The organism is Prevotella sp. KH2C16 (genome assembly GCF_900113305.1).
Classification (GTDB): Bacteria; Bacteroidota; Bacteroidia; order Bacteroidales; family Bacteroidaceae; genus Prevotella.
Map to the genome: position 1 here is coordinate 1 of NZ_FOOW01000024.1, position 14,350 is coordinate 14,350.

General features: G+C 55.5%; 14 protein-coding genes and 1 tRNA gene. 3 read left to right on the plus strand and 12 right to left on the minus strand.

The annotated features are described in order from the left end of the window. A partial coding sequence (locus BM114_RS11990) for a transposase (protein ID WP_218151491.1) occupies positions 1–305 on the plus strand: 305 nt, incomplete at its 5' end. Positions 306–512: 207 nt separating this feature from the next. Here the strand turns inward: BM114_RS11990 and BM114_RS11995 are convergent. From BM114_RS11995 to BM114_RS12050, 12 genes are all read right to left on the minus strand, one after another. Beyond that, positions 513–589: transfer RNA gene (locus BM114_RS11995), tRNA-His, on the minus strand. Positions 590–685: 96 nt separating this feature from the next. Further along, positions 686–1,093, minus strand: a complete 408-nt coding sequence (gene secG, locus BM114_RS12000) for a preprotein translocase subunit SecG (RefSeq protein WP_092113741.1) — start codon at positions 1,091–1,093, stop codon at positions 686–688. A gap of 23 nt (positions 1,094–1,116) precedes the next feature. Then, complete coding sequence (locus BM114_RS12005; protein WP_092113744.1) at positions 1,117–1,890, minus strand: hypothetical protein; 774 nt, start codon at positions 1,888–1,890, stop codon at positions 1,117–1,119. Between the two features lie 18 nt (positions 1,891–1,908). Beyond that, entirely contained in the window at positions 1,909–2,382 is a 474-nt protein-coding gene (gene lptE, locus BM114_RS12010) for an LPS assembly lipoprotein LptE (RefSeq protein WP_255406512.1), read from the minus strand. A gap of 160 nt (positions 2,383–2,542) precedes the next feature. Next, positions 2,543–3,772, minus strand: coding sequence for a sigma-54 interaction domain-containing protein (locus BM114_RS12015; protein WP_092113748.1), 1,230 nt, complete (start codon positions 3,770–3,772; stop codon positions 2,543–2,545). 54 nt (positions 3,773–3,826) lie between these two features. Beyond that, positions 3,827–4,816, minus strand: a complete 990-nt coding sequence (locus BM114_RS12020; RefSeq protein ID WP_092113750.1) for a lysylphosphatidylglycerol synthase transmembrane domain-containing protein — start codon at positions 4,814–4,816, stop codon at positions 3,827–3,829. A gap of 3 nt (positions 4,817–4,819) precedes the next feature. Continuing rightward, positions 4,820–5,971 carry a PdxA family dehydrogenase gene (locus BM114_RS12025; RefSeq protein ID WP_092113798.1) on the minus strand — a complete coding sequence of 384 codons (1,152 nt, stop codon included), beginning with the start codon at positions 5,969–5,971 and terminating at the stop codon, positions 4,820–4,822. A 207-nt stretch (positions 5,972–6,178) separates the two neighbouring features. Further along, a complete protein-coding gene (locus tag BM114_RS12030) occupies positions 6,179–7,099 on the minus strand; it encodes a DUF4837 family protein (protein ID WP_092113753.1) in 921 nt (306 codons plus the stop codon). After that, complete coding sequence (gene rlmN, locus BM114_RS12035; RefSeq protein ID WP_092113755.1) at positions 7,096–8,133, minus strand: dual-specificity RNA methyltransferase RlmN; 1,038 nt, start codon at positions 8,131–8,133, stop codon at positions 7,096–7,098. Before rlmN ends, BM114_RS12030 begins: the two co-directional genes overlap by 4 nt. Before the next feature lie 485 nt (positions 8,134–8,618). Next, the gene (locus BM114_RS12040; protein ID WP_255406511.1) at positions 8,619–8,822 is read right to left on the minus strand and encodes a hypothetical protein; all 204 of its coding nucleotides are present in this window, start codon (positions 8,820–8,822) and stop codon (positions 8,619–8,621) included. A 36-nt stretch (positions 8,823–8,858) separates the two neighbouring features. After that, positions 8,859–9,047, minus strand: a complete 189-nt coding sequence (locus tag BM114_RS12045) for a hypothetical protein (protein WP_092113757.1) — start codon at positions 9,045–9,047, stop codon at positions 8,859–8,861. A gap of 13 nt (positions 9,048–9,060) precedes the next feature. Further along, positions 9,061–12,384: a leucine-rich repeat domain-containing protein gene (locus BM114_RS12050; protein WP_092113759.1), complete on the minus strand. Its 3,324-nt coding sequence runs from the start codon at positions 12,382–12,384 to the stop codon at positions 9,061–9,063. A 439-nt stretch (positions 12,385–12,823) separates the two neighbouring features. On the opposite strand from BM114_RS12050, the gene BM114_RS12055 reads away from it, so the two are divergent. Together BM114_RS12055 and BM114_RS12060 are read left to right on the plus strand one after the other, a co-directional pair. Continuing rightward, positions 12,824–13,105 carry a hypothetical protein gene (locus tag BM114_RS12055; RefSeq protein ID WP_177207116.1) on the plus strand — a complete coding sequence of 94 codons (282 nt, stop codon included), beginning with the start codon at positions 12,824–12,826 and terminating at the stop codon, positions 13,103–13,105. A gap of 252 nt (positions 13,106–13,357) precedes the next feature. After that, on the plus strand, positions 13,358–14,305 hold the full coding sequence (locus BM114_RS12060) for an SPFH domain-containing protein (protein ID WP_092113762.1): 948 nt from the start codon (positions 13,358–13,360) through the stop codon (positions 14,303–14,305). The last annotated feature ends 45 nt before the right edge of the window (positions 14,306–14,350 follow it).

A 14,350-nucleotide genomic window follows, 5' to 3' on the forward strand; every position in this document is an offset into this window, starting at 1 on the left:
AGGCACTCTTCGAGCATCTCTTCGACCAGGGCATCCATCTCGTGCATGGCCTCAAGGCCAACATGAAGAATAAGCTCATGCCCATGTGGGACAAGATCATGCTCAGAAAAAGGTACATCATCGAGTGTATCAACGAATTGCTCAAGAACAAGGCCAACCTCGTGCATTCACGACACCGGTCCATACACAACTTTATGATGAACCTATGCTCGGCTCTCGCGGCCTACTGTTTCTTTGACAACAAGCCGGAGGCGCTGCCAGTGCATGTGGAGAAATCAAGACAATTAGAGCTATTTGCATGGTAATCTTATCCCGAACTCGCGTAAGAACTGGTAAAAAAGTCTCTCGCACGGGAGATGGAAAAGCCATGGTTCTCAGTCAATTTTCAGTCAATATTTTATGTCTACTTGCGGACTTATAACTGCTACTCGTATCCATGTTCTCCTATTTTTGTGGGAACAAAAGAAAAGCGGAGACCCCTTGTCTATGGGATTTCCGCTTTGTTTCTTTGGTGGGGTGGAGGGTGGGACTCGAACCCACGACATTCAGAACCACAATCTGACGCTCTAACCAACTGAACTACATCCACCGTGTAAAGGTTTGCCTAATCATCTTAAGCGGGTGCAAAGATACGGGAAATATTTGGAACAGCCAAACATTTCCCGATATTTTTTCTCTCTGCCGCTTATTTTGCCGGCGTGGCGGGCAGCTTCGGAGCTGCGGGCGCATTCTGCTGCGTGCCTTGTGCGGGAGCACCCTGCTGTGCGCCCTGGGGGGCTTGGCCTGCGCCGAAGCCCTGCGTGTTGACGGGGTTGGTGGTCTCGGTCTTCACAGCCTGGTTGTCGAATACGCTCTGCTCGTGCTGTGCCTGAGGCGCGGTGTAGGCGCAGAAGATGCTCAGTACGACCATGGCGGCCGCGAGGCCCCAGGTGATTTTCTCTACGAAGTCGGTTGTCTTGCGGACGCCCATGATCTGATTGGACGAGGAGAACTGTGATGAGAGGCCTCCTCCCTTAGACTCCTGGATGAGCACGATGAAGATCATCAGGAGCGATACGAGTACGATAAATACTACCAATAATGTATAAACCATCTTTTCTTGAAACTATTTTATTTTTAATTCTTATCTGTATTTTTGGCGTTCTCGTTGCGGATGAGTTTCCGCAGGAATCGCATTTGGTCTGCAAAGTAAGCACTTTTTTTCGAATTATTCAAATTTAAATGCTTAATAATTTCCAAAGCGCGCTGATATTTGCCCTGTTGGATGTAAATCCGGGCAAGCGTCTCGGTATAATAGGTGGCGTTGCTCTCGCTGTCGTCCTCGGAGGTGTCGTCGATTTCGGGCGTGTACTGGGGCTCCTGGCTGAGCTCTATCTTGCCTCCCGACTGGTCGAGGAACTGGTCGATGAGTGCCTGTCCCTTCATGAGCGGAGTGTCGGCGGGAGCCGCCTCCTCGATTTCGAGCAGGTAGCTCACATAGTCGGTGGTGGCATCGGCGGGCGTGGGTTTGCGCTTCTTGCGGCCGGCTTTCTCTTCCTCGCTCTCTACGGGGATGGTGTCGAGGAAGCTGTCGATGAGCATGGCCGTGCGGTCTTCAGCGGTTTCCTCCTTGGCTCTCGGAGTTGTCGCGGCCTTACGGGCCGACGGCTGGTTGCGCAGCTTGTAGTGGGCTGCCTCCACGAGGTTGAAGATTACCTTGCGGTCGGTAATGTAGATGGCGGCCTTGCGCAGCTCCTCGTCGAAGGTGGGGTCGTGCAGGATGTAGAGGTTCTGCAGCATGAGCAGGCGTGCGGTCTGATAGTATGGATAGAGTGCGATGAGGCTTCGGAGATCGTAGAGGGTCTCCTTGTCCATGAGCTCGGGATGTTTGATGAGTTGCACTAAGTCCATATTTTCCCTTGTCTGTATTTACCAGTTGGCCACGGTGGCGTTGAATATCTGGTCCACGAGGTCTTTGCACATCTGGGTTACGAGTTCCTCCTGCACCGACGAGAGGCTCTGCGTGGTCTCGTAGACCTGCGTGGCGGTGAATTGCTGCTCGAAGTCTTCCTGGTGGTTCACATTGTTGGTGAAGCGCACGGTAACGGTCATCGAGAGCTCGGTCTGCGCGGAGTATCCCTCCGACGACACCGACTTGTTGCGCTGCGAGTATTGCGTGATTTCGCCTTCTATCTTCAGGTCGCCGTTCCTGCGCACCTGGATGAGCTTGGTGTGGTTGGCGAACTCATCCTTCAGCGCGTTGTTGAAGATGGGAGCCATGGGACCCCACACATAGCTGGAGCGGATGGGGAAGTCGGCGATGGTGATGGTCTTCGTCTTGGAGTAGTCGATGCTGGCTCCGTTGAAGCTGTAGCCTTTGAAGGCACATGACGACAGCAGCATTGCCAGCCCTCCGACAAGGAGCGTCAGGATAGTGCGGAGTGTCCGTCCTGCGTGGTGCGCGCGCATTGTCGGCAGGTGGTCGGTGGGTAAGTTGCGATTCGCCATGAGGTATCTCGTTAATCTTTAATTCTTAGTCCATAATCCCTAATTCGCAGTCTTCCTACAGGCCGTACTGCTTGATGCGGCGGTAGAGCGTGCGGTCGGAGATGCCGAGGGCCGTGGCGGCTTTCTTGCGGTTGCCGTTGGCCATGCGGAGAGCCTTCTCCACCATCTGCCGTCCGAGGCTCGTCAGGTTCAGGTCTCCATTTTCCTCTTCGGCTTCTATGAGTTCGGCTTCGGCGTCGAGGGGCTGCGGCTGTAGCGCAGGCGGCTGCAGACCGGTCATGCCGTGGTCGGTGGGAGCGATGATGGGATTCTGGAATCCCGTGGCCCCGTTGAGTCCCCGTGCCTCGTCGATCTGCTTGCGCAGCGAGCTCATGTCGCGCCTGAGGTCCGACACATTGCCGCGCAGTTCGTAGAGAATCTTGTAGAGCAGCTCCCGCTCATTCTCGTAGGAGTGGCTTCCGCCCTTGCCCACGGGGGCGAGTTCCGTGCTCTCCGGGTCGTGCGGGATGTAGCGGGAGAGTATCTCGCCGCTGATCTCGCGCGAAGGACTAAGCACCGACATCTGCTCGGTGATGTTCTTCAGCTGGCGCACATTGCCCGGCCACTTGTAGCCGAGCATGAGCTGCTTGGCCTCGTCGGTGAGCGATATCTTCGGCAGCCTGTACTTTTCGGCCATCTGCATGGCGAAGAGGCGGAAGAGCAACAGGATGTCCTGGCCGCGGTCGCGCAGCGGCGGCATCTGGATGGGAATGGTGTTCAGGCGGTAGTAGAGGTCTTCACGGAACCGGCCCTCACGGATGGCCTTGCTGATGTTTACATTCGTGGCCGCCACGATGCGCACATCGGTCTTCATGATCTTGGTGCCGCCCACGCGGATGTATTCGCCCGTCTCCAGCACCCGCAGCAGGCGGGCCTGCGTGGCCATGGGCAGCTCGCCCACCTCGTCGAGGAAGATGGTGCCCTTGTTGGCTATGCCGAAGTATCCCTCGCTCTCGCCGACGGCTCCCGTGAAGGAGCCTTTCTCGTGGCCGAAGAGCTCGCTGTCGATGGTGCCCTCGGGAATGGAGCCGCAGTTGATGGCGAAGTATTTCTCGCGCCTGCGGGGCGAGTTGTCGTGAATCAGGCGGGGAATAATTTCCTTGCCCACTCCGCTCTCGCCCACGATGAGCACGCTGAGGTCGGTTGGTGCCACCTGCAGGGCCACATCGAGGGCATGGTTCAGACCGTCGCTGTTACCCACGATGTTGTATCTCTGCTTGATTCTTTGCAGTTCGGTCGTATTCATTGGATGACAAAATTACGCATTTTTTATGAGATAGCTGCAATTTTGGCAGACTTTTTAAGTTTTTTTCTTGTCGAGCTTGATGAGCAGGAGTCCGATGCCCGTCCACACGAGCTCTCTTAGTCTTACAATCAAGGCCACGAAGATGCCTGCGCTGGCCGTGAGTCCGAGACCCGTGCTCGACATCAGGAAGCCACCCTCGCGGCCGCCCAGTTGCAGGGGCATGAAGAAGAGCAGGTTGGCAAACAGCGAGGTGAAGGCCAGGATGAGAATGCACTGAACATAGTTTACGGTCGGAAGCAGTACGAGCAGGATGAAGAAAATCTCAGTGGCGGAGCAGATGCGGCACCCCAGTTCGAGGCACACCGCGGAGTAGAAGGTCTTGGGATTCTGCTCGTGCAGGGCGGCTATCTGTGCGTCGATGGTGTCGAGCTGCTGCTTGTGGTGCTCCACAAAGGGCACGGCCCACTTCTTCACCAGCGGGAGATGGCGCAGCACCTGCAGCAGCCGGTTGGCGAAGCCCTTCTTGTAACCCGTGGCGAAGAACCAGATGCCCAGCAGGCAGAAGGCTCCCGTGAGGGTGAGCAAGGCGGCCATGAACACCGATACATGCTGCGTGAGGACGAAGAGGAATATCGAGATGAGCCAGAACCAGAAGTGGCTGAAGATGTGGGTCATCGCGTAGAGGATGACCGACGAGGAGGCCCGCTCCGTGCCCACGACGGGCGCGAGCTCCATGATGCGGTAGGGTTCGCCGCCCATCAGGCCGCCGGGGGTGGCATAGTTGAGGGCGAAGCCCGATATCGTGAGCTTGTAGACCCACCAGAAGCCCACGCGACGGCGACCGTCGTCCTGTGAACGGATGATGAGCCACCACGCCGATGCGTTGAACAGGTAGAGAAATGCCCACAGGGCTACCACGGCGAAGAACCAGTAGCCCGCATGTTGCAGTCCCTGCCACACTTCGGCAAAGGAGAGCTGCGTAACCATTACGGCAAGCACCACGAGCCCGAAGGCGAAGAAGGCGTTCTGGTATTTTCTGCTCATGGCTTATTCGGCTGCCGTTTCCCTGGGCTTTCCGTCCCGTGCCCCCTGCGGCTTCTCGGCGCGCTCCTTGATGGCATTCTCGTGCTTCTTGGGAATGGCGAAGCGCACCTTCTCGCTCTCGTCGCGGCGTTCGCGGTAGAGCTTCGGCAGCGGGTGAGCCATCGGCTCGTCGTAACACTCGCGGTTGCGGAACACATCGATGGCCAGGAAGATGGCATGGCGCAAGGAGTTTTCGTTCGCCGCATCCTTGCCGGCAAGGCTGTACTGCACGCCTTGATTGGGCGCGGTGCAGACGATGGGCAGCCCGGTAAGCAACTGCTCGCTGCTCTCGATGGTGAGGGCGGCGAAGGGTGCCATGCCTTGGTCGTGATACATGGCCAGCACGCCGTCGAAGTTGCGGTAGTCGCCGTTGGCAAAGAAGTCGTCAGCGGCATAGGGACCGAAGGCACAGAGGCTCTCTTCGTTGAACTCTCCGATGGCCTTTCTGATGACCTCGTCTTCCTCCTTGCCGGCTCCCGGGTTCAGCGAGAGCACGGCGACGCGTGGGCAGGAGATGGAGTAGTCGCGCTTCAGGCAGGTCGCGAAAGTCTTGATCTTCCCGACGACATTCTCCTTCGTGATGGCGGCAGCCACCTCTTTCAGCGGCATGTCCTCGGTGAGGATGCCCATGCGCAGCTGCTCGTTCTGCAGGATGGTCATAGGATGTGTGTCGTCGTTGAAGCACTCCTCGATATAGGCCGTCTGCCCCTTGAACTGGAAGCCTGCGCCCTGGATGCTGGCATCGTTGACGGGACAGGTTACGAGCACATCGAACAGGCCGTCGCGATAGTCGGTGATGGCACGGTCGAGAGCCATGAGCGAGGCATGCCCGGCCTCCTGCGAAGCCGAACCTATTTCCACCTTCACCTCCTCGTCGCAGGCCGTGAGCATGTTCACGCGCCCTTCGCGGGCTTCCTCCGCCCGCTCGATGATAGAGAAGCTGGCCTCTATGCCCAGTGCGTTACGATGGTAGGCAGCCACTTTGGGCGAGCCGTAGATGATAGGCGTACAGAGCTCCAGCATCGTGGGGTCTGAGAATGTTTTAAAAATCAGTTCGTATCCGACGCCGTTGGTGTCGCCGTGTGTGATGGCCACACGAATCTTTCTTTGTTCCATAGGATAGTTTTTAATTATGTTATATCTCCCTCCTACGGCCTCTCCCCAGCCCTCCCCTGCAGGGAAACACCTCTCCCTGACCCTCCCCAAAGGGGAGGGGATATTAAGAGGGTGAAAGGCGGGAGGATGCCATAGGCTTTTTATTCTTTAATTATTACCTCTCCCCAACCCTCCCCTTGGGGGAGGGTTGGGGAGAGGTGTTGCTCCTCAATAATCATACACCACCGCCTCAAGCTGCCTGATGAGATTGCGCTTCTTCTGCCCGGGAGCATAGACGAAGGCCAGCTCCACGAGCATGGTGCCGTCGCGGCGGTTTGTGAGGTGGGCGAAGAACGGGCCTCCCATGATGTCGTTCTCCATTTCCCAGAGCCCGTGGAAGTACAGGTCGAGCATCTTGTCCTGCCTCGTCATCACGGTGGAGCGGTTCATATGCATCCGCATGTTGTCTTCCTCGCCCCGGATGTTGGCCTTGAGGCAGCTGTCCACGCGCTGTAATACCTCGGGGAAGGCCTTCACGGCAGGACCGATGAAGTCGCCCAGATGGTAATAGGGACATTGCCCCCGCAACCGTATGAAAACGAGATTCTTCGTGGCAAGGGTTCCGTTGTCGGAGAGCCAGAGGAAGTCCTTCCCTTGTTTGCTCGATCGCATATCGACCGGGATAAACTTCTTTATGCCAAACATCTTCTGCACCAAGGCCCCGGCCTTGGGATTGTGCTTGCGGCGGAGCTCCTTCACGGCCTGCTGGTGCTCGAATTGGTCGATGAACGGCTCGGCGATCCAGATGTTGTCCTTGTTGGCGTAGACCACTCGCTGCGGCCGCGTGTAGACATTGTCCTTGATATCCCAGTCGTGGCGGGTGCCCCTCGTGTAGACGACGATGCTGCGCGCGAGCCGGTAGCTGCCCTTGAAGTCCTCGGCCTTGATGCTCACCACATCATACATCGGCTCCTCCTGCGGCAGTTCCCTGCAGGGGCGGCTCAGGTAGTCGGCGATGGCATTCGCGCTGTCGCCCACCACGAGCACCTCGTAGGGCTTCATGCTGCTCATGGCGTGCTCGGCCGGCCGGCGATTGCCGCACGCGGCGAGGAGCAGCAGGGCCGTGAGGAGGATGGGCGTGCGGTTCATGGCCTGAGCCCTCCCGTCCTTTTCGCGGTGCTCAGCAGTCCGCAGGCGGCAAAGATGTCCTGCCCCCGTGAGGCGCGTATGGTGGTGAAGATGCCGTGGCGGGTCAGGTAGTCGCGGAAGGCTTCCATCGTCTCCTCGCCGGCTCCGCGGAGCGGCACGCCCGGTATCTGGTGGAATCGTATGAGGTTTACGCGGCAGTCGAGGCCTTTCAGGAGCTTCACGATCTCGCGGGCGTGAGCCTGAGAGTCGTTGAGGCCGCCGAAGACGATGTACTCGAACGAGAGCCGCCGCTGGCGGGAGAAGTCGTAGTTGCGGAGCAGTTCCACGATTTCCCCGATGGGCATGCCCCGCTGGGCGGGCATGAGCTCGGCGCGCTGGCCGGGCAGGGGAGAGTGGAGGCTGATGGCCACATGGCAGTCGCTCTCGTCGAGGAACCGCCGCAGCCTGCCCCTCACGCCCACGCTCGACACGGTGATGCGCCGCGGGCTCCACGCCCATCCGTAGGGGGCGGTGAGCACGGCGGTGGCCCGGAGCACGGCGTCGAGGTTGTCCATGGGCTCGCCCTGCCCCATGAAGACGATGTTGGTGAGCCTCCCGGCCTCGGGCAGGGAGTAGGCCTGGTTGAGGATGTCTACAGCCGAGAGGTTGCCCTCGAACCCCTGCTTGCCGGTCTGGCAGAAGAGGCAGTTCATCTTGCAGCCCACCTGGCAGGAGACGCAGAGCGTGGCGCGGTCGGCGTCGGGTATGAAGACGGCCTCCACGAAGCGCCCCTCCCGCGTGGGGAAGAGATACTTCACGGTGCCGTCCTTGGAGCGCTGCGCGTCCACGGGGGCGGCACAGCCGATCTCGTAGGCCTCGCCGAGCCGCGCGCGTGCGGCCTTCGGGAGGTCGGTCATCGCGTCGACGCTCCTCACGCGGTGCCGGTAGAGCCATTTCGCCATCTGTCCGCCGGCAAAGGCGGGCATCCCGAGCTCACGGGCCACGCCCTTGAGCTCGTCGGGCGTCATGCCGAGAAGCGCTGTCTTTCTGTCCATCTTGTAGCCTCTTGTCTCTTTCTTAAGTCTTGTTTCATGGAGGCCGGTCTCCCGGAGGGAGTTTCCGGGCGTCTCCTTTCCGCATGCAAAGATAAGGAAAATCGGCGGAATATTTGCAGAATTTCCGAACTTTCATTTGATTCTGCCTGATTCTCTCATTTCCATCACTTTCGGCGCCTTCCGCCGGGGCAAAAGTAAAAGGCCGTTAGAAGCTCTCCTTTTAGCCGCCTTTTACTCTCCTTTTAGCCGCCTTTTACTTTCCTTTTAGCCGCTAAAAGGAAAAGGGGGAATGTTTAGGGATTCCTAACTTGCAGGATTTAATGGTTGCCTATGTCCTGCAAAGATACAATGACTTCATACTCTGCCCACCAGGGGAGAGCCGTTAAAGAAAATGCGTGGAGCGGATTCTGCTTCCGTTCCACGCATCGTTGTCAGGGAGAGTGAAGCGGGTTCACTCTGAATGTTGCTTATTGGTCAGGCGGGCGTTAGTCCTCCCAACTGTCGTCGCCTCCGGCGGGATTCGGCTTGGCGCCGATTCCTCCCGGGGGATCACCGGGGATGATGGGCACCGGCTCCTCTCCGCCTTCGCCGTCGTTATCCACTTGCGTGAACGCCTGCATCATCTGCTCTGACTTCAGGCAGTGGATCTCGGCTGCCGGCTCCATGTAGGATTTTTTCATCTGTTTCATATGTTTACTATAGTTAGTGATAGACTTTCTGCGGGCTTAGTCTTCCCACGGCTGGTAGCCCGCCCAGCTATCGTCGCCGAAGGGATTCGGCTTGGCGCCGATGTCGTCGTCCTCGATCTCTTCGTCGGGGTTCACCCCTACGCTCCACCACTCGCCGTCCATCAGCGAGTCGCCGTTCATGATGATTACCTCTGTCTGCGGCTGTATATATTCTTTCTTTTTCATGTCCTTTGTGAGTTTATTTGATGATTACTTTCTTGCCATTGTGGATGTATACGCCCTTTTGGGGGTGCTCTACCCGGATGCCGTTCAGGTTATAGTAGGGTGCGTCGTCGCCCTGCTCCTCTGTCGCGATGCCTTCGATGCCCGTAACCGACGAGCTCTCGTCGTCGAAGCGGAATGAGAAGGCCTTGGCCTGGTTGTTGCCGTCGAGCTTCAGATAGGCGCTGAAGTAGGGCATCTTGTTACCAGGGTTCTCCTTGATCTTAAGGAACTTCCCCTGACCCTTACTGAAAGCATAGAGGTGGTTGCCGGCGTCGCTCATCACCTGGGTGTCTTCCAGCACGCCCACCATCTTGTAGCCGGCTTCGGAATACATGCCCGAGGGGTCGTTCACCGCGTGGTGGTCCTGCTCGTCGGTCATCTCGCAGTAGGAGTCTGCCGTGGCGGCGTTCACGCTGTGGAGTAGCACGCCGAGGTTGGCAGGTACATAGCCGTCGTCGATGCGTCGTGCCTTGGCATATGGATAAGCGGGAGACATGCGGCTGAAGTCTACGGGCAGGTAGGGCCTTACATCGCCGCCGTTGTTATACTGCGTGTCAAAGGGATAGCAGCGTGTGGCGCCGTAACGGTTGGTTGCCTGCGGAATTTCCGCCGTGATGTTCAGCGTGTGGTCATCAATTTCCCATTTGCTATTATAATCACTTACCCTACTACGCTTTACATAGATGTTCTGTCCGTTCTTGAATGAATAGCTTCCTGGCTGCTCGTATTCTACAGAGCCAAGTTCACCTGGTATGTCACCTACAAAATAAAGATCCTCAATGCTGCTGCCCTTGAAAGCATTCATACCGATGTAGCTCATATCGGCAAGTGAGACGATAGCCTTGACCGTACTGGTGTTCTCGTAAGCGAAATCGAGAACGCTGCTCACCTCATAGGTCTTCTCTGGGAAAGTCTTGCCGAAACGGTCTGGAGTTGTTGTGGCATCTTCCGTTGCAGTTTTGTCAAGGATGACCGATGTGCGCTCGTTATAGAAGCTGATGGCACCCACGTGAGTTGTGGAAGTCGGGAAAAACTCCGTGCCGCGGTCGTAGCCCTTTGAGCTTACAAATGAAGGATGCACTTCCTTGAAGACATTGTTGTAATTCGTAATGGCTGCATCATTAGCCGTGTTCTCATACCATTTCTTGCGGACATAGACAGTCACATCCTTGGTATTGCCCGACTCGTACATGATGTCTGCTGTCAATACCGGGACTTTGTCCTCGCCCATGAAGCTGAGCGACTTCAGATTATCACAGAGGGCGATGGCACGCTGGCCGATGGTTGTGACACTTTTGGGGAAAGTGATGTTCGACACCTTGTCACTTCCATAGAAAGCATAGGATGCAACTTCCTCAAAATAAGGAACGAGCGTATATTTCGTGTCAGCCTTGCCAGCCGGGAATGTAACGAGCTTCTTCCTGTTCTTGTCACAGAGCATGCCGTCAAGCGAAGAATATTTCGGATTACCATCGTTCACATGGATAGCTGTCAGGTTATCACACATATTGAACGTTCCCGTCTCGATAGTGGCAACACTGGCAGGAATCTCTACGGTCTCCAGTCCCTTGCAGTTGTCAAAGGCCTGCTTCTTTATGGCTGTCACAGTATTTGGAATCTCGATGCTCTTGATACCAGACTGTGCGAATGAGTTCTCACCGATAGTCGTAATGGAAGCCGGTGTAGCGAAAGTGACTGACTCCAGCTGCGGTGTGTTCTGGAAAGCATTGGCTTTGATTTCCGTGACGGTGGCAGGCACCTCGAAACTTGTCAATTTGGGGTCATTGGCGAAGATTCCTGTAGGGACAGTAGTGAGCTTCGTGCTGCCAGCGAACTGGAATGTCGTCAGCTCTGGATTGTTTGAGAAGCAATTATCACCCATTTTCACAAGCTGTGAATTATCTTCAATGGTGACACTCTGCAACTTCTCAGAATAGGAGAAACCATTGCCCTCGATATTCTTCACCGAGGCTGGAAGCGTGAGATCTGTCAGATGAGTTGTGTGGGCGAAGGCCTGTCGGCCAATAGTCTCAAGCTGGCTGCCCGCCGCAAAATCAATACCCGTAACACCACTGTATCCGAAAGCGTCAGAGCCTATGTTCTTCACATTCTTGGAGATGGTGACTTTGCCGATGGCTGTTGTCTCATAGAAAGCATGTCCGTCAATCTCCGTAACGCTCTCGGGAACGACATAGTCTCCGGTCTTTGTGGCTACACAGAGCATCAGGTGCGTGCCGTCCTTGGTGAACAGCACATTGTCCTCTGCCTTAAAATAGTTGTTGGCATCATCTACCGTGATACTGGCTAATCTGCCACATCCGGTGAACGCAGCTTCTTCTATCTTGTTTACCTTATCACCTATATGGACTGACCTAAGACCATAGGAGAACTCGAAGGCAGAGTTTCCTATCGTCTGCACATCGTTGAAGTCCACCGACTTGATGCTGCCCACATAGAAGGCACGTGGCGCTATGGTAGTAACACCTTCAGGAATTGTATAGTCAGCATCATTGAGTCCATCGGAACGGCGGGCGGGATAGCTCAGCAGCGTCTTCTTGTCCTTGGAACACAGGACACCGTCTATATCACAGAATTTCGTATTGCCGGCATCCACCTTTATATGGTCTGCCGTTGTCATTATTGATGAGCCGTCATCATTAAAAGTCATATTCTCTACCGAAGCAGGAATCGTAAGCGTTCCTATTTTAGTTGCCTGTGAGAAGGCATAGGAGTTTACAGTCGTAACGGTGCTTGGAATGGTATAATCTCCACCCTTACCCGAAGGATAGCAGACAAGCGTTGACCCATCCTTGCTAAGCAAAACACCATTCTCTGCCTTAAAAGAATTGCCTCCATCGTTCACCTTGAACTCAGTGAGTGACCCACTGGACATAAAGCTCTGTGTGCCGATTGAAGTACAAGTAGAAGGAATGGTAATACTCTGGATTTTACCACACTGGCGGAAGCTTCCTGCCGGAATGTCAACCAGCCCCTCCGGTAGAACCATCTCCGTCACACCATCAGAGATCTGATTGCTTTCCCATGGAATGACGGTAGTAACATAATAATACTCATGGTCTGTCTCATTCCGTACCTTGTTTGGAATTGTTACCGTACCACTTCCTCCTACATGGAAAACTCCGACCTTGTTGTTTTCAGGATGCTGAAGATCCTTGACGGTAATCTCATAGGTAACGGTGCCGACATCGAATCTTGTTCCCACCGTTTGGGCAAATGCCCCTGTCGCCGACATGACTAATGCCAGCAACAGCAATAATAAAAGTTTAGTCTGCTTCATTTTCTTAAAAATATTATAATGTATAATTTATAACTCTACGATTTTCTGTATTCCCATGGCTGATTAGCTGTTAAGGATTCTGTCTTATATCAAATGATGAGATTTTGGAAAAACACGCAGAAATCCCGGCAAGGGAATCTCCGTGGAGTCCTTTGCCGAAAGGAATTGCGCCGCCTCCCTCGCGCGTAGGGATAAGTGTGCGGAAGTAAGTCTACGCCAGTAGTGCCTGTGTGTTAGCAAATTATTTGGATTGGCCAAATAATCAGTCAACAAATTTGCGGAAAAAACAGCGTGTCTTGTCCGTTCGACACACTTCACACAATTATATAATATAAGTTTAGACAATATATATCGGTTTGTAAATCCGTGCAAAGATAATTAAAGTTTTTGAAATGTGCAAGAAAAAAGGAAAAATATGCGCAAAAAGTTGTGCAATCGTATGCGCAGAAGAGGCGGCAAGAATGTTTACAACCGCCGCGGAAGGCCTTGGGAGGAAGGGGATGGGAGGCTACGGGGCGGAGCCGTCGCGGTTGTCAGGTATTTTCAGGGCGGGTCAGTACCGCCGGCCTTTCTGCACGGGTCGCCCTTGGAGCAGGAGCCTTGCCCTGCGGATGCCGGTCGGCTGCCGTGGACTGCGCATGTGGCGGGTGGACAGGATGCCATCCGCTTCGTGGCTGCAAGCCGTTGCCCGTTTGACAAAATCGGCGATTTTGTGCGATGATTTCGCCGATTTTGTCCGACAATCTCGCCGATTTTGTCGAGCAGTCTACGGCTGTCTGCTTTATATTCCATGGTTTCCTATTTTATATTAAGGTATATTCCCTTTTATATCAGGTATATTCCCGACCAACCGGAAACAGCAAGTTAAACTCTGTTAAATAATCGGCGGGGGTATTGTCGGTTTCAAAAACGAATGATATATTTGCGATATCAAAATGATATCAACAGCTTACAAACCTAAAAGACCGGAATTATGACAAACCAAGAGTTCACTTTCAAAGGCAAGACCCTCAACGGATTCACGATGTTGTTCTTGGTAATTGCCGTCTTGGCATTGAGCCTCGTGCTCTTCGTCTACAACTGCGAGTGCCTGAATACGGGCATGACCGTGCTGACGGCTGTCAGCGTCGTGCTCTTCGTCTGCGACCTGGTTGCGCTCGGAGGATTCATGATGCTCGAGCCCAACGAGGCCCGCGTGATGATGTTCTTCGGCAAATACCGGGGCACCTTCACGCAGACGGGTTTCTTCTGGGTAAACCCCTTCATCACCACCAAGAAGCTCTCGCTGCGCGCCCGCAACCTCGACGCACAGCCCATCAAGGTGAACGACAAGATCGGCAACCCCGTGATGATAGGCCAGGTGATGGTGTGGCGGCTCAAGGACACCTACAAGGCCACCTTCGACATCGACGCCCAGCAGACGCAGAGCGCGGGCTTAGGCCAGGCTTCGGGTGCCCTGATGCGCTTCTATGAGAACTTCGTGAAGATACAGGGCGACGCTGCCCTGCGCAAGGTGGCCGGCCTCTATGCCTACGACGACGAGGACGGCAAGGCCTCGGAGACCACCCTCCGCGGGGGCGGCGACAAGCTCAACGAGGTGCTGGAGCATGAACTGAAGGAACGGCTCGACCTTGCCGGCATCGAGGTCGTAGAGGCTCGCATCAACTATCTGGCCTATGCCCCTGAGATAGCGGCCGTCATGCTGCGCCGCCAGCAGGCCTCCGCCATCATCACGGCGCGAGAGAAAATCGTGGAGGGAGCCGTCTCCATGGTCAAGATGGCCATCGACAAGCTCGCCGAGGAGCAGGTGATAGAGCTCGACGACGACAAGAAGGCGGCCATGGTGAGCAACCTCATGGTGGTGCTCTGCGGCGACGACACGGCCCAGCCCGTGGTGAACACCGGCACGCTCAACATGTAATCAACACGCACAACCCGGCTCCCCTTCCCGCCCGGGGAGGGGAGC

Coding starts and splice junctions, on each gene's coding strand:
- BM114_RS12030 (WP_092113753.1), bottom strand. CDS start 7,099: ATGAACCGCACGCCCATCCTCCTCACGGCCCTGCTGCTCCTCGCCGCG.
- secG (WP_092113741.1), bottom strand. CDS start 1,093: ATGGTTTATACATTATTGGTAGTATTTATCGTACTCGTATCGCTCCTG.
- BM114_RS12055 (WP_177207116.1), top strand. CDS start 12,824: ATGCGCAGAAGAGGCGGCAAGAATGTTTACAACCGCCGCGGAAGGCCT.
- BM114_RS12040 (WP_255406511.1), bottom strand. CDS start 8,822: ATGAAACAGATGAAAAAATCCTACATGGAGCCGGCAGCCGAGATCCAC.
- BM114_RS12060 (WP_092113762.1), top strand. CDS start 13,358: ATGACAAACCAAGAGTTCACTTTCAAAGGCAAGACCCTCAACGGATTC.
- BM114_RS12015 (WP_092113748.1), bottom strand. CDS start 3,772: ATGAATACGACCGAACTGCAAAGAATCAAGCAGAGATACAACATCGTG.
- BM114_RS12050 (WP_092113759.1), bottom strand. CDS start 12,384: ATGAAGCAGACTAAACTTTTATTATTGCTGTTGCTGGCATTAGTCATG.
- rlmN (WP_092113755.1), bottom strand. CDS start 8,133: ATGGACAGAAAGACAGCGCTTCTCGGCATGACGCCCGACGAGCTCAAG.
- BM114_RS12005 (WP_092113744.1), bottom strand. CDS start 1,890: ATGGACTTAGTGCAACTCATCAAACATCCCGAGCTCATGGACAAGGAG.
- lptE (WP_255406512.1), bottom strand. CDS start 2,382: ATGCTGCTGTCGTCATGTGCCTTCAAAGGCTACAGCTTCAACGGAGCC.
- BM114_RS12020 (WP_092113750.1), bottom strand. CDS start 4,816: ATGAGCAGAAAATACCAGAACGCCTTCTTCGCCTTCGGGCTCGTGGTG.
- BM114_RS12025 (WP_092113798.1), bottom strand. CDS start 5,971: ATGGAACAAAGAAAGATTCGTGTGGCCATCACACACGGCGACACCAAC.
- BM114_RS12045 (WP_092113757.1), bottom strand. CDS start 9,047: ATGAAAAAGAAAGAATATATACAGCCGCAGACAGAGGTAATCATCATG.